14 protein-coding genes are annotated in these 18,313 nt (G+C 38.0%); 8 read left to right on the top strand and 6 right to left on the bottom strand.

From position 1 onward, the window contains the following. Positions 1 to 46 precede the first annotated feature (46 nt). Genes dxs through ACFILA_RS02015 form a run of 3 tightly spaced genes read left to right on the top strand, consistent with a single transcriptional unit; the run spans position 47 to position 3,964 of the window. On the top strand, positions 47 to 1,954 hold the full coding sequence (gene dxs / locus ACFILA_RS02025; protein WP_273791348.1) for a 1-deoxy-D-xylulose-5-phosphate synthase: 1,908 nt from the start codon (positions 47 to 49) through the stop codon (positions 1,952 to 1,954). A gap of 16 nt (positions 1,955 to 1,970) precedes the next feature. Then, on the top strand, positions 1,971 to 2,714 hold the full coding sequence (locus ACFILA_RS02020) for a TlyA family RNA methyltransferase (protein ID WP_375643156.1): 744 nt from the start codon (positions 1,971 to 1,973) through the stop codon (positions 2,712 to 2,714). After that, a complete protein-coding gene (locus tag ACFILA_RS02015; protein WP_375660558.1) occupies positions 2,711 to 3,964 on the top strand; it encodes a class I SAM-dependent RNA methyltransferase in 1,254 nt (417 codons plus the stop codon). Before ACFILA_RS02020 ends, ACFILA_RS02015 begins: the two co-directional genes overlap by 4 nt. Before the next feature lie 519 nt (positions 3,965 to 4,483). Here the strand turns inward: ACFILA_RS02015 and tldD are convergent. Further along, positions 4,484 to 5,908, bottom strand: coding sequence for a metalloprotease TldD (gene tldD, locus ACFILA_RS02010; protein WP_273791351.1), 1,425 nt, complete (start codon positions 5,906 to 5,908; stop codon positions 4,484 to 4,486). Between the two features lie 110 nt (positions 5,909 to 6,018). Further along, positions 6,019 to 6,558, bottom strand: coding sequence for an invasion associated locus B family protein (locus tag ACFILA_RS02005; RefSeq protein ID WP_375660557.1), 540 nt, complete (start codon positions 6,556 to 6,558; stop codon positions 6,019 to 6,021). Positions 6,559 to 6,902: 344 nt separating this feature from the next. Here ACFILA_RS02005 and cyoE point away from each other — a divergent pair, with 344 nt between their 5' ends. The 4 genes from cyoE (at position 6,903) to rnhA (ending at position 10,508) form a co-directional block, all read left to right on the top strand. Continuing rightward, positions 6,903 to 7,838: a heme o synthase gene (gene cyoE, locus ACFILA_RS02000; protein ID WP_375660561.1), complete on the top strand. Its 936-nt coding sequence runs from the start codon at positions 6,903 to 6,905 to the stop codon at positions 7,836 to 7,838. A gap of 182 nt (positions 7,839 to 8,020) precedes the next feature. Next, positions 8,021 to 9,076 (top strand): 4-hydroxy-3-methylbut-2-enyl diphosphate reductase, encoded by a 1,056-nt coding sequence (ispH, locus tag ACFILA_RS01995; RefSeq protein ID WP_375660556.1) that lies wholly within the window; start codon positions 8,021 to 8,023, stop codon positions 9,074 to 9,076. Further along, positions 9,076 to 10,035, top strand: a complete 960-nt coding sequence (locus tag ACFILA_RS01990) for a homoserine kinase (protein ID WP_273791354.1) — start codon at positions 9,076 to 9,078, stop codon at positions 10,033 to 10,035. Before ispH ends, ACFILA_RS01990 begins: the two co-directional genes overlap by 1 nt. Positions 10,036 to 10,040: 5 nt before the next feature. Continuing rightward, on the top strand, positions 10,041 to 10,508 hold the full coding sequence (rnhA, locus tag ACFILA_RS01985) for a ribonuclease HI (RefSeq protein WP_273791355.1): 468 nt from the start codon (positions 10,041 to 10,043) through the stop codon (positions 10,506 to 10,508). A gap of 26 nt (positions 10,509 to 10,534) precedes the next feature. On the opposite strand, the gene ACFILA_RS01980 is transcribed toward rnhA, so the two are convergent. After that, positions 10,535 to 11,413: a protein-disulfide reductase DsbD domain-containing protein gene (locus tag ACFILA_RS01980; protein WP_273791356.1), complete on the bottom strand. Its 879-nt coding sequence runs from the start codon at positions 11,411 to 11,413 to the stop codon at positions 10,535 to 10,537. Positions 11,414 to 11,484: 71 nt separating this feature from the next. Here ACFILA_RS01980 and ACFILA_RS01975 point away from each other — a divergent pair, with 71 nt between their 5' ends. Next, positions 11,485 to 12,069 (top strand): YqgE/AlgH family protein, encoded by a 585-nt coding sequence (locus ACFILA_RS01975; RefSeq protein WP_375631387.1) that lies wholly within the window; start codon positions 11,485 to 11,487, stop codon positions 12,067 to 12,069. A 42-nt stretch (positions 12,070 to 12,111) separates the two neighbouring features. Here ACFILA_RS01975 and ACFILA_RS01970 read toward each other — a convergent pair whose 3' ends face one another. The 3 genes from ACFILA_RS01970 to thrC form a co-directional block, all read right to left on the bottom strand. Continuing rightward, complete coding sequence (locus ACFILA_RS01970; RefSeq protein WP_375660555.1) at positions 12,112 to 14,997, bottom strand: EAL domain-containing protein; 2,886 nt, start codon at positions 14,995 to 14,997, stop codon at positions 12,112 to 12,114. A gap of 398 nt (positions 14,998 to 15,395) precedes the next feature. Further along, positions 15,396 to 16,670, bottom strand: coding sequence for a M16 family metallopeptidase (locus tag ACFILA_RS01965; RefSeq protein WP_375606400.1), 1,275 nt, complete (start codon positions 16,668 to 16,670; stop codon positions 15,396 to 15,398). 82 nt (positions 16,671 to 16,752) lie between these two features. Continuing rightward, positions 16,753 to 18,150, bottom strand: a complete 1,398-nt coding sequence (gene thrC, locus ACFILA_RS01960; protein WP_273791360.1) for a threonine synthase — start codon at positions 18,148 to 18,150, stop codon at positions 16,753 to 16,755. Positions 18,151 to 18,313: the final 163 nt, after the last annotated feature.

Here is an 18,313-nt window from a genome sequence, read left to right as displayed (position 1 = left end):
TATTTCGTTGCGTTTTCTTGAGTTAAGATAATAGAAAGGATTTTTTTTGTCTCAGGTCCTAACACCATTGCTTGACCGTGTTTGTTTTCCGCAAGATTTGCGGGCATTGCATGAGTCTGATTTGGTACAGTTGGTTGATGAGTTGCGGACAGCAACAATTGATGCGGTTTCTGTAACAGGTGGTCATCTTGGGGCGGGACTTGGTGTTGTTGAGCTCACTGTTGCATTACATTATATTTTTAATACACCAGAGGATAGGATTATTTGGGATGTTGGTCATCAAACCTATCCACACAAGATTTTAACGGGGCGTAGAGAAAAAATTCGCACATTACGTCAAGAGGGCGGATTATCTGGTTTTACAAAACGTTCAGAAAGTGTGTATGATCCATTTGGAGCGGGGCATTCATCTACTTCTATTTCAGCGGGGCTTGGCATGGCGGTGGCAAGTGCTTTGAAAGCAGAGACAAGACGCAATATCATAACTGTCATTGGTGATGGTGCAATGTCTGCGGGTATGGCATATGAAGCAATGAACAACGCTGGTGTTTTGAATGCGCGCTTGATTGTTGTTCTTAATGATAACGATATGTCTATAGCACCACCTACAGGTGCTATGAGTGCACATCTTGCACGATTAGTGTCTCGTCCTTCTTATCGTCATTTGCGTGAACGCGTAAAGATGTTGAGCGAAAAATTGCCAAAGTTTTTTTTGGATAAGGCCCGTCGTTCAGAGGAATTTGCGCGTGGACTTTTGGTTGGGGGAACTTTATTTGATGAGCTCGGCTTTTATTATGTTGGACCCATAGATGGGCACAATTTGGGGCATTTATTGCCTGTTTTTAAAAATGTTCGTGAATATCCTAATGGTCCTGTTTTGGTGCATGTTGTAACCCATAAGGGAAAGGGATATCCACCTGCAGAGGCCTCGTCTGATAAATATCATGGTGTTAATCGTTTTGATGTCACGACAGGAAAACAGGTTAAAGCATCAAGTAATATTCTACCCTATACCAAGGTATTTTCTAAAGCTTTAATAGAAGAAGCTCACCATGATGATAAGATTGTTGGCATAACAGCAGCGATGCCAACAGGGACAGGTCTTGATTCTTTTGCGAAAAAATTTCCTGAAAAAATGTTTGATGTTGGTATCGCTGAGCAACATGCCGTAACTTTTGCGGCAGGACTTGCTTGTGAAGGGTATAAGCCTTTTGTTGCAATTTATTCTACTTTTTTACAGCGTGCTTATGATCAAATTATTCATGATGTATCAATTCAAAAATTACCGGTACGTTTTGCTATTGACCGAGCAGGTTTTGTGGGGGCAGATGGCGCAACACATGCTGGAAGTTTTGATATTGTTTTTTTGTCCACTCTTCCTGAGTTTGTTGTTATGGCACCTTCTGATGAGCTTGAATTGATGCATATGGTGCGTACAGCTGCAGCTTATGATCAGGGACCCATTTCTTTTCGTTATCCGCGTGGTGAGGGGATTGGTATAGATTTACCGCAACGTGGTGAGTTATTAGAAATTGGAAAAGGGCGCGTTCTGCGTGAAGGGAATAAGATCGCTTTGGTTTGTTTTGGAACGCGGATGTCAGAAGTGTTGCAAGCTGCTGATGCGTTGGAGGTTGAAGGGTTATCTACAACGGTTGCAGATGCACGGTTTGCAAAACCTTTAGATAAGGATTTGATGCGTCGTTTGGCACGTGAGCATGAGGTATTGGTGACAATTGAAGAAGGGGCAATCGGTGGATTTGGAGCGCACATATTACAATTTTTAGCGCAAGAAGGGCTCTTAGAGCATGGTTTGAAAGTTCGTACACTACAACTTCCAGATGAATATTTGAATCACGGCTCACCAGAAAAAGTTCTTTCACGTATCGGGCTTGATGCTATGGGCATTGTCAACACGGTTTTTACAGCTTTGGACCGCGAGATTCGAACAGGATAAAAAATTCGAGTATGAGATGGCTGCCAGAAAAAGACTCGATATTCTTTTAGTTGAAAAAAACTTTTTTAAGACACGTTCACGCGCACGTGATGCTGTTATGCGCCAAACTGTTAAAGTTAACGGAGAAATCGTTTTTAAAGCTGGGCAAATCGTTTTTGATGATGCAGAGATTACCGTTTGTGATCCAGCGCAGAATTATGTTTCTCGGGCAGCGTTAAAATTGATTGCTGCACTTGATGCATTTCCAATTATAACAGATAAAGTGACAGCCATTGATGTTGGTGCATCAACAGGTGGTTTTACGCAAGTTCTCTTAGAGCGTGGAGCAGATCATGTCATTGCTGTTGATGTTGGGCATCATCAATTTGATAAACGTTTATTGGGCAACAGTGCTATAACGTTATTAGAAGGCTTGAATGTCAGAGATTTTAAACAGGAACATTTAGGTGGGCGAGAAATTGATCTTATCGTTTCAGATGTTAGCTTTATTTCTCTCAAACTTGCATTGCCTCCTGTTTTGTCTTTAGCCAAGAAGGGTGCCCAAGCTGTTTTACTGGTAAAGCCTCAGTTTGAGGTTGGTCGTAAACATTTTAGTAAGGGAGGAATATTAAGTCCATCAAGTGCTAAAGAAACTGCTGAGGCGCTTTTTGTTTGGTTAAATACACAAACAGGGTGGAGTGCAAAAGGTTTAATTTCTTCCCCTATTACAGGTGGTGATGGCAACGTGGAATATTTACTATTCGGAGAAAAACAAGAGTGAATGACAATGTCATAATCGATCATATCGGAGAAAATGGTTATGGTATTGCTAAGACGTCTCACGGCTTCGTTTCTGTTCCTTTTACTTTACCAGGAGAGTGTGCTGAAATTACTGTTCATGGAAAATATGCAACATATATAGCATTAAAAGAAAAATCATCAGAACGCATTGATACTCTTTGTCAGCATTTTGGAGAATGTGGAGGGTGTACTCTTCAGCATTGGCATATGGATGCTTATCGCGTATGGAAACAACAATTGGTTGTTGAGGCGCTTAAAAAGTATGGACTTAATAATGTTGTTGCGCCTTTAATAGAATGTAAACCTTATAGCCGACGGCGGATTACTCTAACAGCATCCATGACCCCACAGGGGCAAAAAGTTGGTTTTAACCGTTATCTCTCTCATGAGATTGTAGCTCTTGAGGAATGCCCAGTAAGCCGTCCAGAGCTTATTTCTCAGTTGCATAATATCAGAGAGCTCTGTGCTTTTCTAAAGAACTCTGCCAAACGGTTTCATGTTACGATAACATGTGTTGAAAATGGTTTAGATGTTGCTTTAAGCGGTTGCATTATACACCATGAATCACTTCGTCAGAAAATGATCAGTGCTGCTCTTTCATATGGGATTATACGTTTATCTGTTGACGGTGAAGTTTTGGTTGAACGAGAAAAACCAGAGATTTACTTTGGAGATGTCCGTGTTGAATTTCCTTCTGGTGGTTTTCTGCAAGCAACTTGTGAAGCGGAAAATATAATGGGCAATATTATTTTGACTCATTTAAAAAAAGCAAAGAATGCTGTTGATTTGTTTTCAGGGGTAGGAACATTTACCTTGCGTATGGCAAAAAAGATGAATGTTCATGCAGTAGAAAATAATGAAGATGCATTAAGAAATCTAAATACAGCAGCACGTTTTGCGACTGGTTTAAAAACGGTCACTTGTGAAAAACGTGATCTTTTCCGACATCCCCTTTCTGTAAAGGAACTTGAATGTTTTGAGAGTGTTGTTTTTGATCCTCCCCGTGCTGGTGCAGAGCAACAAGTACGTGAATTAGCGAAGACAACAGTATCACGTGTTGTGGCAATTTCTTGTAATCCTACTACATTTGCTCGTGATTTATCTCTTCTTGTTGCAGGGGGGTATACAGTAGAAAAAATCATACCGATCGATCAATTTTTATGGTCACCACATGTCGAAATTGTTGCTGTTTTGAGCAAAAAGAAAAAAAAGAAAGGTTGGAAACTTTAGCCTAATTTTTTTTTAAAAGTTTACCTGAGTATTATTATAAAATCTCTCCAAAATTTATCTATAATAATAACCTTTTTCTCGTTGATCTAAGAGCACTGAATGTAGAAAGTGCTTTTTTATTATGAAATATAAAAGACAAGTTACCCCACACAAAAAAACCACAAAAAAGACGAATGGATTACGAAGAATATGTGTCTGAATAAGCCTGTTCCATCGTTATATTTGCCATCTCCCAATGTTTCTAAAATTCTTGGTACTTGAGACGGTCCATAAGAAGAATCTTTAGTTCTTTCTTGTACAGTTTTTATCCATATAACTCTCCCTGCCTGTAATGTATAAACGAATGATTTTGATTGGTTCAACAGACACAGATTTAAAATGAGAGAATCTTACGGTATTCAAGGTTCTAATACAATATGAATAACGCTAGATTATCTTTATAAATCAATGCATTGTACCCCCTAACAAAATGGTCGTAATAGACGAGAAGGAAGCAATACGGGGAAGGAATGAACAAGCTTATTCCTCTATAAGCGCAGTTCCACCGATTGTCATATTATTGATTCGAAGGTGAGGTTGGCCAACACCAACAGGGACATTTTGGCCAGCTTTTCCACACATACCAATACCATTATCTAGTTTACTATCATTACCAATCATTGTGATACGTTTCATAGCATCCGGTCCATTTCCAATAAGAGTTGCCCCTTTGATTGGTGCACAAATTTTACCATTTTCTACTCGGTATGCTTCAGTACATTCAAAGACGAATTTTCCAGAAGTAATATCAACTTGTCCTCCACCAAATGAAACAGCATAGATACCACTTTTAAGTGAAGAAAGGATTTCTTCAGGTGTTTTATCTCCTCCTAGCATGATTGTATTGGTCATTCGTGGCATTGGTGCATAAGCATAAGATTCACGCCGTCCATTTCCAGTTGATTTACCTCCCATAAGCCGTGCATTAAGCCTGTCTTGCATAAAACCAACGAGCTTTCCATCTTCAATGAGAACGTTATATCCTGAAGGGGTCCCCTCATCATCAACAGTGAGAGAGCCACGGCATTGTGGAATTGTTCCGTCATCAACAACTGTAACACCTTTTGCTGCAACTTGTTGTCCTAAAAGTCCAGCAAAAGCGGATGTTTTTTTACGGTTAAAGTCACCTTCTAAACCATGACCTACGGCTTCATGGAGCATAACACCAGGCCATCCGTTGGCTAAGACAACATCAAAAGATCCAGCAGGTGCTGCTTCTGCTTCTAAATTTGTTAAAGCCATACGTAAGGCTTCATCTGCAGCTTTCTTCCAATTGTCTTCATGAATAAATTGGTTAAATGCTTGTCTCCCTCCACACCCATAAAAACCATTTTCACGTCGATTGCCTTCAGCTACGACCACAGATATAGAAAGTCGCACAAGGGGACGAATATCACGAACCAAATAACCATCTGCACGTAAAATTTCAACATGTTGTAGCGAGCCGGAAAGAGAAACAGTCACTTGATGCAATTTATCATTTTTAGCACGTAAATAGGCATCAATTTTTTGCAAAAGAGCACTTTTTTCTTCAAATGATGGAGCATCAAGGGGATTATGCGGTTGATAAAGTCTTTTGTTTGTTTGTTGAGGTGCTATACTATAAGGCCCTGCATGATTATTATAGGTAACAGCTTTAGCAGCTTCACTGGCACGTTTGAGTGCAGCAGCTGATAACTCACTAGAGTGAGCATATCCAGTAGCCTCTCCAGCAACAACGCGTAGTCCAAATCCCATATCTTGATGAAATGAGCCGTTTTTAAGCTGCCCATTATCAAATAAAAGAGCTTCGCTTTCTGTGTACTCAAGGTAAAGCTCACCATCATCAGCATGATGAAGTGTTTCCTGTACAAGTGATTGCACTTTAGAGGAAGCAATATCAAAATGATCAATCAGCGATTTCATAAGAATTATCCTATTTTTATGGGGGCTTAGAAGATTTTTATCAATCTAATTTTAAGAATCTTTCAAAATATACGATGAAATTTCAATCGTTTAAAGTGTATTGATTTCACTCATGTTGGTAAGGTTGCATAGGCGTCGCCAAGACCATGAAGGTCAACAAAACCTCCAATCCCTTGTTCCGGAGTTGTAAAGATAAAATAGGTTGCCATTTTTCCTTTTAAAAAGAGCCGCAATATGTCTTCTTTAAGAAAGGCTTCAGCAACACAATTATCACCAAGACAACGACGATATTCCATTCTGCCCATATTTTTATCGTCAATTTTAATTCCAACGCCAGGACGTAATTCAACGCGAATCGGAACAAAAACACGCATCAAGGCACCTTGCTTTTGAGGAAGTTTATAAAATGTAACGCGCAAGGTAATATCTTGACGCCCTTGTGTGTGAACGTTTTGTACAACTTCACACTGCATGTTAGGTGTACCTGGTGGTAGAGAACAAACTTTTGTCCATGCACCATAGGTTTGTGGAGCAGGGACACTTTGCGCATAGGGTGTTTGTGCAAATGCATGACTGATAAAACTACTATAAAGTGTGTAAAAAACAGTGCCAATAAAAAAAGTTTTTTTGAGTAATTTATAAAGTATCACAGAAAATCCTATCCGACTTAACACTCACAACCATGCATAGATTTACATAAAAAATGAATTCCCTATAAAAAACTATAACACAAAATCAGTATTTACCCAAATATATTAATTCATAGGATATATTTTTATGATACACTTGTAATATGGGAAAGAACGTTGATTGAAAAAATGTGTTTTTATTGCCAGTATTTTCATCTACTTTTAGGGTATACGTGCGAAAGAGATATTTCATATTTTCTCAAAAATACGATTGGTCTTAATTGGTCATTTCCATACGCTAGATAATATTTGTCAGATAATATTGGGTTTGTGAATGACAGAAATGGAAAAGGGCTTTGAGTGGAATGTCAGTTTCAGAAAAGTTATCGGTTGTGAATGGTAAACCAACGCCACCAAAATCCACTATTAGTGATTATATCACATTATTAAAGCCACGTGTTATGTCTCTTGTGATCTTTACGGCTTTAGTTGGTTTGATGGTGTCTCCTGTTCCTATCAATCCGTGGTATGGTTTTTTAGCAATTTTATGTATTGCTGCTGGTGGCGGTGGTGCGGGAGCACTGAACATGTGGTATGATGCTGACATTGATGCTGTGATGGAACGGACTAAAAAGCGTCCCATTCCCATGGGTAAAATCAGCTCTCAAAAGGCATTTATTTTTGGCATGGTTCTTTCTATGCTCTCGGTATTGGTTATGGGGAGCTTCATTAATTGGTTTGCGGCATTTTTTCTTGCTTTTACGATTTTCTTTTATGTCGTTATCTATACAATTTGGTTAAAGCGTATCACACCACAAAATATTGTTATTGGTGGTGCTTCTGGGGCTTTTCCACCAATGATTGGATGGGCCGCGGCAACAGGGACAGTGAGTATTGATAGCTTTTTATTATTTTTGATCATTTTTATGTGGACCCCCCCCCATTTTTGGTCTCTTTCTTTATTTTCATCTCTTGATTATGAGGCTGCAGGCATCCCTATGATGCCTAATGTACGAGGTGAACATTCAACAAAAAAACAGATTTTATTTTATACTATTTTGATGGCATTATGTGCTGCTGCTCCTTGCTTTATTGGTCTTGGCGGAATTTTTTATGGTATTTTTTCAACAATTTTAAGCATTATCTTTATTTATTTTGCCTATCGTTTATGGAAAGCTGATACACATAATGAAACTATTTTGATGGCCAAAAAAACGTTTTTCTTTTCGTTACTCTATTTGGCAGCTATCTTTGGAGTTCTTTTGATTGAATCTCTTGTTTGGTATTTTATCGCTCTTTAGGCAAATAAAATGAAAAAGCAAATTTAAAAAGAGCTTTTCTTCAAGAAAATTCTGTAAGAAAACACGATAGAGTCTGTTCTTATGCAAAAGATGATATTGCGCGTTTTTTTACATTGCTTATTCATGTATAATAATAGGTTGTTTGAATATATAGCTAAAACTATAGAGATTAAGGATGATTTATGTCTGGACTTCCCCCTTTAACGATACGTCTTTGTGGTCCACGTGGATTTTGTGCAGGGGTTGATCGTGCTATCCAGATTGTTCTGCTTGCATTAAAAAAATATAGTGCTCCAGTATATGTTCGTCATGAAATTGTACACAACCGCTACGTGGTTGAGGGATTACAGCAACGGGGAGCTGTTTTTGTCGAAGAACTTGATGAGATTCCAGAAGAACATCGCAATCAACCGGTTGTTTTTTCTGCTCATGGTGTACCAAAATCTGTTTCAGAAGAAGCGCGATGCTATAATTTGTTTTATCTCGATGCAACATGTCCGTTGGTCTCGAAAGTTCATAAACAAGCGATACGACATCAACGTCATGGTCGTCATGTTATATTGATTGGTCATGCTGGTCATCCTGAGGTGATAGGGACAATGGGACAGCTTGAAGAAGGGGCTGTGACGCTTATTGAAACGATAGAAGATGCTTTGCATTATCAACCCAATGATCCAGATAAATTAGGATTTGTGACACAAACAACGCTTTCTGTTGAAGATACTGCAGGAATTATCGATATATTACAACAACGTTTTCCTACATTAGCAGCCCCAGCGGCTGAGTCAATTTGCTATGCTACAACGAATCGACAAGATGCGGTTAAAGCAGCGGCAAAGGGGAGCGATTTGTTTTTGATTGTTGGAGCACCAAATTCTTCTAATTCACGACGTTTAGTAGAGGTTGCCGAAAAGTCTGGTGCGCGGCAAGCTATTTTAGTTCAGCGCGCTGATGAAATTAATTTTGAAAACCTAAAATCTCTTTCTATTGTCAGTCTTTCAGCAGGGGCTTCGGCTCCTGAAATTATTATTGATGAAATTATTTCAGCATTTCGTGAGCGTTATGATGTCACAATAGAATTAGCTGAAACAGCGGTAGAAACGGAAAAATTTTTAGTGAGTCGCGAATTACGTGACGTCATTTTAACGTCTCAAGATATGGCTTTCGTCAATGGTCCAGCAAATAATGCAAAAAATGAAAATCAGAATACAAACATATCTACAACGAAAGCAGAATAATGGCCGTTTATACAGATATTCACCCAAATGATTTAAAAGTGTTTTTAACACGTTATGCAATAGGATCACTTTTGTCTTATCAAGGTATAGAGGAGGGGATTGAAAATTCTAATTTTATGTTAGAGACAACACAAGGGCGATTTATTTTAACACTTTATGAAAAGCGTATTTCAAAAGATGATTTACCTTTTTTTTGTCGCTTGATGCAGCATTTAGGACAGCGTGGAATTCCTTGTCCTCAACCTGTTATTCAAAATGATGGAATGATGATCTGTGAATTAGCAGGACGTCCTGCCGCTATTATTACTTTTCTGGAAGGAGAGTGGATCCGCCAGCCCAATATAGATCATTGTGGCGAAGTGGGGATGGGGCTCGCACAATTACATTTAGCAGGACAGGATTTTACACTTAGTCGTAAAAATACTCTTTCTGTTATGGATTGGAAGGTCTTGTGGCAACGTTGTCAAACCAAAGAAGATGCATTGTTAAAAGAATTTGGACAAAAAATTGAGTTGGAATTGGCTTTTTTACAGAAAAATTGGCCGTTCAATTTACCAATAGGCATTATTCATGCAGATCTATTTAATGATAACGTCTTTTTTGTGAATCATCGTCTTTCTGGGATGATAGATTTCTATTTTGCTTGTAATGACTTTTTTGCTTATGATTTAGCGATCTGTTTAAATGCTTGGTGCTTTGAGCCTGATCATTCCTATAATCTTACCAAAGCACGTAAGTTATTGGAAAGTTATCAAAAAATAAGACCATTGATCCCTTTAGAATTGGACAAGATGGTTTTATTAGCTCGTGGTGCGTCTCTACGTTTCTTACTCACACGTCTATATGATTGGTTTAATACACCGCCTAATAGCTTTGTTATTAAGAAAGATCCATGGGAGTATTGGCACAAGCTTTGTTTTTTCAGTAATGTAAATTCGCTAAGTGAATTAGGTTTTTAAATTTTATGGCAACTCAACAAAAAGTCGTTGAAATTTATACAGATGGTGCTTGCTCAGGGAACCCTGGAATTGGAGGATGGGGGGCAATTTTACGCTGGAATGGTCATGAACGGGAGCTTTATGGCGGTAAGGTCCATACGACAAACAATCAAATGGAACTCATGGCGGCAATTTGTGCATTAAAGGCGCTTAAAGAGCCCTGTTTGGTCGATCTTTATACAGACTCAGTTTATGTGCGTAACGGTATATCTAAGTGGATTGAAGATTGGAAAAAGAATAATTGGCGCACCGCATCAAAAAGTCCTGTTAAAAATATGGAGCTATGGCAAGCTCTTGAGGATGCTAGTTCTTGTCATACAGTCAGATGGCACTGGGTAAAAGGGCATGCGGGACATCCAGAAAATGAACGCGCAGATGCCCTTGCTCGCAAAGCAATTACTCAATATCGTGAAAATGGACGTTTTCCAGCATAATTGCTGTTTGGGAGCTTTTTCTTTTATCACGGAGTCGCAAGCGGGGTTGGCTGCGTATGGAATATGAATGTTCCACTTAAGGCGTGATCTTTAAAAGAAACTGTATAAAAAATTTTTTGGTTTATTTCTTCTGGTGCGAAATAGAGTGGAGCACTGAAGAGTGTATATTCTGCGTTATCACTGACTTTTCTTGCTGCTCCAATTTGCATTTCTCCTCCATCTAAAAAGAGAGAGGAAGGTGTAGTTTTGTTGTTATTTTGTATTTTTATAAGAAGGGTACTGTTATTTTTTTCGGCACTTATTTTTAGTGCATTCTGCATCATGCGGGGCAAAGAATCTTGCGCCTTTTTTAAGAAGGAAGCAGGAAGATGTTTATTTTTAAGAGCAGATGGCGAAAAATCAAAGTTAATAGTAAATGGAAGACAGATTTTATTACATAATCCAAGAGTGAAAGCACCACTTAAATTTTTGCTTGAACCAGAAAGATTGAAGGGCAATATTACTTTATCTTTATAACCTAATGACCAATCATTTTCTGTTTCAAAAAGCTGTGGAGTAGGATAGAAGATTTCATAAGAAATCTGTTGGTTGAAATTAAAAAATGGTGCCATGCCAGAATTACCTGGATTACGCCAGTAAGTTTTCCATCCTGGTTTAAGTTCAATTTCAATAATGCCTTCTCTTATTCCAGAAAGAGAAGGTTCAGTGATCGCTAATCGGATACGACCACCATCTGATTCATACCAAGATGTTGCGAAAAGCTGGAGTTTTTGTTCTGTTTGAGCATTTACAGGAATGTTAAGTAATTCTAAAACTATGAATGTTAAGCTTAAAGTAACGAAAAGCTTTTTATAAAAGAAAGTTGCGATATTTTGTAAATTTGTAAATATACGACTTTTTTTCATTGGAGTTTTATTTTCCTAGTGTGCTAAATGAACAAACTTTTATCATGTAAATTATGGAGAATAACAGATTAATGAAGCGGTGTAATGGCTTTTTAGGTGGACAATTACTCATAGCAATGCCTGGGATGAATGACAAACGCTTTATTCGTTCTGTTATTTATATTTGTGCGCATTCTAATGCCGGTGCGATGGGCATCATTCTTAATCAATTGCATCATATTGATTTTCCAGAGCTTTTGCTTCATTTGGGAGTCATAGACAGTGGCCAAAAAAAAAGTCTTTCTGAACCAATAAAACAGTTTCCAGTTCGCTATGGTGGTCCTGTTGATCCTTTGCGTGGTTTTGTCCTTCATTCAGATGATTATGCTTGTGAAGAAACTGTTTTTATTGCAGATAAGATCTGTTTTACTGCGACAATTGATATATTAAAAGCGATCAGTTGCGAACAAGGTCCGCAACATGCACTGGTCGCATTAGGCTATGCTGGATGGAAAGCGGGGCAACTTGAGGCAGAAATTTCTACAAATGGTTGGCTAATCAGTTCTACATCACCTAGTTTTCTTTTTGAAAGCGATTTAAGCTGCAAATATGATAAAAGTTTAACACGCATGGGTATCGATCCAACTTATCTTGCTTCTGAAATGGGACACGCGTAGAGTTTTTTCTAAGCTTTTTAACTTTACACGTTATTTTATCCATTATGTTTTTATTTTATAAGGGAAATGGCTCTGAACGAGTGTAATTAATTCTTCTATGGCAATCGGTTTCGTCACAAGTGTACTTTGAACATATTTACAGCCTTCTTGACGAAGAAAGATTGCTTCTTTTTCATTTTCAACACCTTCTGCGATAATTTGCAAATTAAGATCTGTTGCCATATTAATGATAGACTTTAGAACAATTTTCTTCTTAAGAGAGTCGATTGAGATAAGTGAACGATCAAGTTTAACCATATCAAATGGATAACGTACGAGATAGGTCAGAGACGAATAACCTGTTCCAAAATTATCGAGTGCGAGATTCATTCCCAGTGTTTTAATTTGTTCAAGAAAGTGTGCTGATTGTTCAGGATTATTTCTTAAGACAAATTCAGATATTTCAATCATCAGACGCCCTTTGTGAAGCGGATGGCGAAGCAAAGCGGCACGCAACTGACTGATAAAACGAGGATGAATCATTTCTGCGCTTGGTAAATTAATTGAAATAAAGAAAGATTGTTGGGAAAACTTTTCTTGTACATTTATAAGATCAATAATGGCATTATCGATGATAAATTGTGACAAATCCATAACAATTTGTTCATTTTCTACGATTTTTATGAAATCAGAGACATTTAAATTTCCATAAGTGGGATGATGCCATTCTACAATTGTTTCAAAACCAATAATATGTCCGTCTGATAAATTAAGGATAGGATGGTAGAGGATTTTCATCTCATTACGTTTTATGGCATAATGAGCATCTTTCTCCAGAGTATTATGTTCGAGTCCCAAAGTGCGAAAATTAGGACGAAAAGGTTCAATATGGTTTCCACCCATTTGTTTTGCGCGAATCATCGCTAATTCACTATCATTAAAAATATCTTTAGCCGTCGATCGGCTTTCACTCCATGTAACCAATCCGATAGAGGTTGAAAGGATTATTTTGTTTTCTGAAAGTGAAATAGGTGCTGAAATTGTTTTGTGCAAATGATCTGCAAATGCTGCAATTTTTTGTGGTTCGGTTTCACTGAGTAAAATAATTGCAAAGCGGTCTGCTGAAAGACGCGATAAGGTGTCTTGAAAGTTAATGAGACGATTTAAACGACGTGCGATTATAAGCAGTACAGTATCCCCAACAGCTATGCCTAATTTGCGATTAATTTGGCGAAAATTGTCAAAATCAATCATAAAGACAGTCGGTCTAATTTTGATATTTGCTTTCGCTAAAGAGGTATAATTTTGTAGTCTATCAAAGAAAATTTGTTGGTTAGGAAGTCCGGTTAAGCTGTCGTGGATTGCATCATGCAATAAGCGTTCTTCGGACTTTTTATGGTTAGTAATATTGACAATGGTTCCAATAACACGTGTGATTTTTCCATCTTTTTGCATAGCCGGACGTGCACGAAGAGAAAACCAATGATAATAACCACCACCGGAAGAAAGACGAAAAATTTGATCAATGCGCCCTTTTTTATTTTTAAGAATGATATCCAATACAGCTTGAAAGCGTTCACGATCATCATGGTGCAAGGCTGAAATCCAGTTGCGCATAGGTCCATTGAGGTTATGAATTTCAGTACCAAAAAGGGTTGCCATGTTTGGATGTACAACAATACGGTCACGCTCAATATTCCAATCCCAAATAATATTTCCAGCTCCCTTTGCTGCGAGTACTTGTTGTTCAAGGTCGGAAAATATTCCTTCATGGAAAGCGTCATTAGAAAAAGTTTGTTGCAGGACAGTAAAGCTTATGAGAAGAACAATGAGCACTAATCCCCCCGCTAATGCTGGCTGGATAATATCATTGTTTAAATGTCCAGCTATGCAGGCATAGGCTCCAACACACCAAAAGCTAATGAGCAACCATGTTGGAATAAGCATAATAGCGCGGTCATAGCTTCTGATTGAGAAATAGATGATTAATATTATACCAAGCACAGCGGTAAGGCCAAAAGACAAACGCGCAATCCCAGCTGCTCTGATGGGATCATAAATAGCAAAGGCTCCTAGACTGCAAAAGGCAATGGTCCAAGCGATAGCACCGTAACTAAAATGATAATGCCAGCGGTTAAGGCTGAGATAGGTAAAAAGAAAAATGAAGAGTGTAGCAGTAAGTGCTACTTCTGTACCAGCACGCCAGATTGGTTGGGTTGTGAGTGTAACTGCAAAGAATTTATTTAAAAAGTTGAAGTCAATACCAATATAAAAAAGCACTGCCCAAGCAACAGCAGCTGTTGCAGGAAACAGCCCTGTTCCACGGACGACGAAGAGAACAGTTAACAAAAGCGCTAAGAGACCTGATATCCCGAGAAGAATACCATGATACAGCGTATAAGAATTAATTGCATCTTTATAAGCTTCAGGTTGCCATAAATAGATTTGCGGTAGATTTGCAGAGTTAAGTTCGGCCACAAATGTAACAACAGCACCAGGGTTAAGAGTAATACGAAAGATATCAGAGTTTGCACTAAGTTGACGATCGAGGGAAAAACCTTCGCTTGGCGTTATGGATTGAATCCTTGATGATCCAAGGTCTGGCCAAAAAAATCCAGAACGTGCCATGCGATAATGGGGGGCAACGATGAGACGATCAACTTGTTCATCTGTTGGATTTGCAAGAGAAAAAACTGCCCAATTTCCGGAAAATTTTTCATTTTTTGCCTGCACTTCAATACGCCATACAATACCATCTGGTCCTGGCGCTGTACTTGTTTGAAAAATAGAGTTGTTTGTATGGTGAATTTCAATTGCTTTTGAGAGATCAAGAGCAGCATCTTGAGAAGAAATTTTAACTGGCTCAATTGCTTGTGCTGATGTAAGATGGACAAAAGAACTAACGACTACAATGAAAATGATGTCAATTATTTTACGCAAACTCTTCACAATGTCCCACTCTCAATATTTTAGGATGTTTAATTTTCATTTCTATTTTTGAGAAAAAACGTCCACCTTTTATAATTTATTTACATAATAAATTGGTATCACTTTTTCTTAAGTTATGTGATTTTATATACAAATAAACCACATACCCATTTGCTCCAATAGAACTTGAAGCGAATGAAGTTTTATATTTTAAAAGGGCAAAGTTAAATCATGAATTTCCAAATTTCACGGATATACCTTCACTCACTAGAATCTTTATCACATGAAGTATGAATTGGGTAGTTTTGTACGCCTCTTTGCCCAATATTTCCAAAACTTATTTAATGAGAAGAGCTTTTGTGGTAAATTTTATGATAAAATATGTGATGTTATTGTGATGCTGCTTTGAAAAAAAGTTTTTACTTTAGCTTGTATGAAAGAGTTGACGTTAAATCATCAAAATTTATGAGGGGTCCTACAGGTCCGACAGCAGTTAGTGTTGGTGTGGAGTTTGTAAAAAGACGATGTGCTAAATCAGTTAATCTTTTAGGAGTAATGAGATTGAGGCGTTCAATTGTTTCCGATATTGGAATTGGTCGACCATAAAGGAGTATTTGGCGAGCAATGAGATGTGCTTGACTAGAAGGATTTTCCTGTGACATTGTCAGGTTCGCACGATATTGCGTTTGTGCTCGTTGCAGTTCATTGGCGTGAATATTTTTGCTGACCTTGGAAAGTTCATCAAGAATCACAGGAATAAGTTCTTTGAGCCCTTCTTGTCCGGTAGCTGCGTGAACACCAAAAAGTCCAGTATCTGAAAATCCCCAATGAAAAGCATAAATAGAATAGCATAATCCACGTTTCTCTCTTACCTCTTGAAAAAGACGTGAAGACATACCACCACCAAGAATGATTGAAAGAATTTGGGCCGCATAAAAATCACGCGCGTGATAAGCGCGTCCTTCAAACCCTAGAACAACTTGTGTATCCATTAAATCGCGATATTCACGAAAGTCGCCACCGACATAATTTGCAAGATTAGTAAGAGGTGCGGTTGAATGGGAGCGAAAAGTACCAAGACGACTTTCAACTTCTCGCAAAAAACTTTCGTGCTTTACAGCTCCTGCTGCAACGACAATCATACGATCTGCACTATATTGTTTATTGATGAAATCATGGAGATCAGTAGATGTAAATGATTGAATAGTTTTAGCTGTTCCTAAAATAGAGCGCCCAAGGGATTGATGACGAAAGGCTGTTTCTGTAAAATGATCAAAAACAATATCATCAGGAGTGTCATGGGCAGCACCAATTTCCTGAAAGATTACTTGTTTTTCTCGTTCTAGTTCATTGTCGTCAAATTTTGAATGCATTAAAATATCGGCTAAAATATCTATAGCAAGAGGGATATCGCTTTTAAGTACACGTGCAAAGTAAGCTGTTGTTTCAATACTGGTTGTAGCATTTATTTCACCGCCAACATCTTCAATATCGGTTGCAATTTGAAAAGCAGTGCGGTTTTCGGTTCCTTTAAAAGCCATATGCTCAAGAAGATGAGCAATACCATGCTGTGTGGAGGTTTCATTGCGTGAGCCCACTTTAACCCATATCCCGAGGGCAACACTATCAATTTGTTGCATTGTATGTGTGGCGATAGTCAAACCATTATTAAGGCGACATATATCTACATCCATGTATTTACAACTCCATTAATAAGCTAAATACCTCATTGTAAAGGTATTAGAATATTCTTGATTTAAATTAATGCAGCTAACTTTAATAAGATGCACGCGATTTTAAAGAAATATAATCTTTTACTATTTTTTCATCATTAGCAAGACTTATAAAATGTTCTTCGTGTTTCATTACATCATTGAGATGAGATGGCCATGGAGCATGAAGGCCACAAGCGCTTTTAATCGTATCAGGAAATTTAGCTGGATGAGCCGTGGCAAGAACGATCATTGGAATATGCGGTTTTTTGTTTTCACGCGCTACTTGAAGAGCAACCGCTGTATGTGGATCAACAAGATAGCCACTTTCCTTATAGACACTATCAATTGTTTGAGCTGTTGTAGCCATGTTGCTTTTCCCGGCGGAAAATAGGGAACGAATATTTTTGAGTTGCTTTTCATCAAGAGTAAAGAGCCCCGTTTTTTTCAAGTTTTCCATTGCATTGCGAATCCAGATTGGATCACGATTGCCACTTTCAAAGAGCAAACGTTCAAAATTAGAAGAGACCTGAATATCCATAGAAGGTGATGTTGTATGGACTATTGGTTGTGTTTCATAAGTACCACTGGTCAATGTACGTACAAGGATGTCGTTATCATTCGTTGCGATGACCAGTTGAGCAATGGGTAATCCCATACGGGCTGCGACATAACCTGCAAAAATATCACCAAAATTTCCAGTAGGAACAGTAAATGAAACAGCTCTATCAGGAGCTCCTAAAGAAAGTGCAGATGAAAAATAGTAAACAATTTGCGCCATGATACGCGCCCAATTTATAGAATTCACACCTGAAAGTGCTCTTTTTGTACGAAAATTGTGGTCATTAAACATTGCTTTGACAAGGGCTTGGCAATCATCAAAATTTCCTTCAATGGCAATGGCATGAACATTTGAACATTGATTGGTTGTCATTTGCCGTTGTTGAACAGGTGATACACGTCCTTTAGGAAATAAAATAAAAATATCTGAGTGTTCTTTTCCAGCAAAAGCTTGTATCGCAGCTCCACCTGTATCACCTGATGTTGCAGCAATAATCGTTGCACATCTATTTTTTTCAGTCAAAACATAATCCATCAGTCGAGAAAGAAACTGCATTGCTACATCTTTAAAAGCTAAAGTAGGACCATGAAAGAGTTCAAGGATAAATTCATCTGCTCCAGTTTGTCGTAACGGACAGATTGCTGGATGGTGAAAGGTTGCATAAGATTCAGCGATCATATTTTCAAAAGCTGTATATTCGATTTCGTTATTCACAAAGGGCCACAGAATAGTTTTAGCAATTGTTGTATAGGACTGACCACGAAGTGCTCGTAACGCATCAAATGATAGCTGAGGAAATTTATCTGGCAAATAAAGTCCCCCATCACTTGCCAACCCTGTCATGATTGTTTCCGTAAAGCTTAAAGCAGGAGCTTCACCTCTCGTGCTGATATATTCCATAAGTCTTATCCTTTTTTTATTTCTGGCAAATTGGTGAAGTTATTTATTTCACGTTTTTCATAATATTTAAATTATTAAATGGATAGAGCTTTTTTTCTTCTTTTTAACTCAATAATGAAAGGAAATAGTCTTAAGCATTTTTATTTTTAAGATATAAACGTCA

The sequence above is a fragment of the Bartonella sp. CL71SXKL genome, from assembly GCF_042194935.1.
Taxonomy (GTDB): Bacteria; Pseudomonadota; Alphaproteobacteria; order Rhizobiales; family Rhizobiaceae; genus Bartonella.
The sequence above is the reverse complement of the archived record's forward strand: the minus strand, read 5'-3'. Positions and strand labels throughout refer to the sequence as shown.

Excerpts from the sequence above, each read along its gene's own strand:
- ACFILA_RS02020 (WP_375643156.1), top strand. The coding sequence starts at position 1,971 with ATGGCTGCCAGAAAAAGACTCGATATTCTTTTAGTTGAAAAAAACTTT.
- tldD (WP_273791351.1), bottom strand. The coding sequence starts at position 5,908 with ATGAAATCGCTGATTGATCATTTTGATATTGCTTCCTCTAAAGTGCAA.
- cyoE (WP_375660561.1), top strand. The coding sequence starts at position 6,903 with ATGTCAGTTTCAGAAAAGTTATCGGTTGTGAATGGTAAACCAACGCCA.
- ispH (WP_375660556.1), top strand. The coding sequence starts at position 8,021 with ATGTCTGGACTTCCCCCTTTAACGATACGTCTTTGTGGTCCACGTGGA.
- ACFILA_RS01990 (WP_273791354.1), top strand. The coding sequence starts at position 9,076 with ATGGCCGTTTATACAGATATTCACCCAAATGATTTAAAAGTGTTTTTA.
- rnhA (WP_273791355.1), top strand. The coding sequence starts at position 10,041 with ATGGCAACTCAACAAAAAGTCGTTGAAATTTATACAGATGGTGCTTGC.
- ACFILA_RS01980 (WP_273791356.1), bottom strand. The coding sequence starts at position 11,413 with ATGAAAAAAAGTCGTATATTTACAAATTTACAAAATATCGCAACTTTC.
- ACFILA_RS01975 (WP_375631387.1), top strand. The coding sequence starts at position 11,485 with ATGAAGCGGTGTAATGGCTTTTTAGGTGGACAATTACTCATAGCAATG.
- ACFILA_RS01965 (WP_375606400.1), bottom strand. The coding sequence starts at position 16,670 with ATGGATGTAGATATATGTCGCCTTAATAATGGTTTGACTATCGCCACA.
- thrC (WP_273791360.1), bottom strand. The coding sequence starts at position 18,150 with ATGGAATATATCAGCACGAGAGGTGAAGCTCCTGCTTTAAGCTTTACG.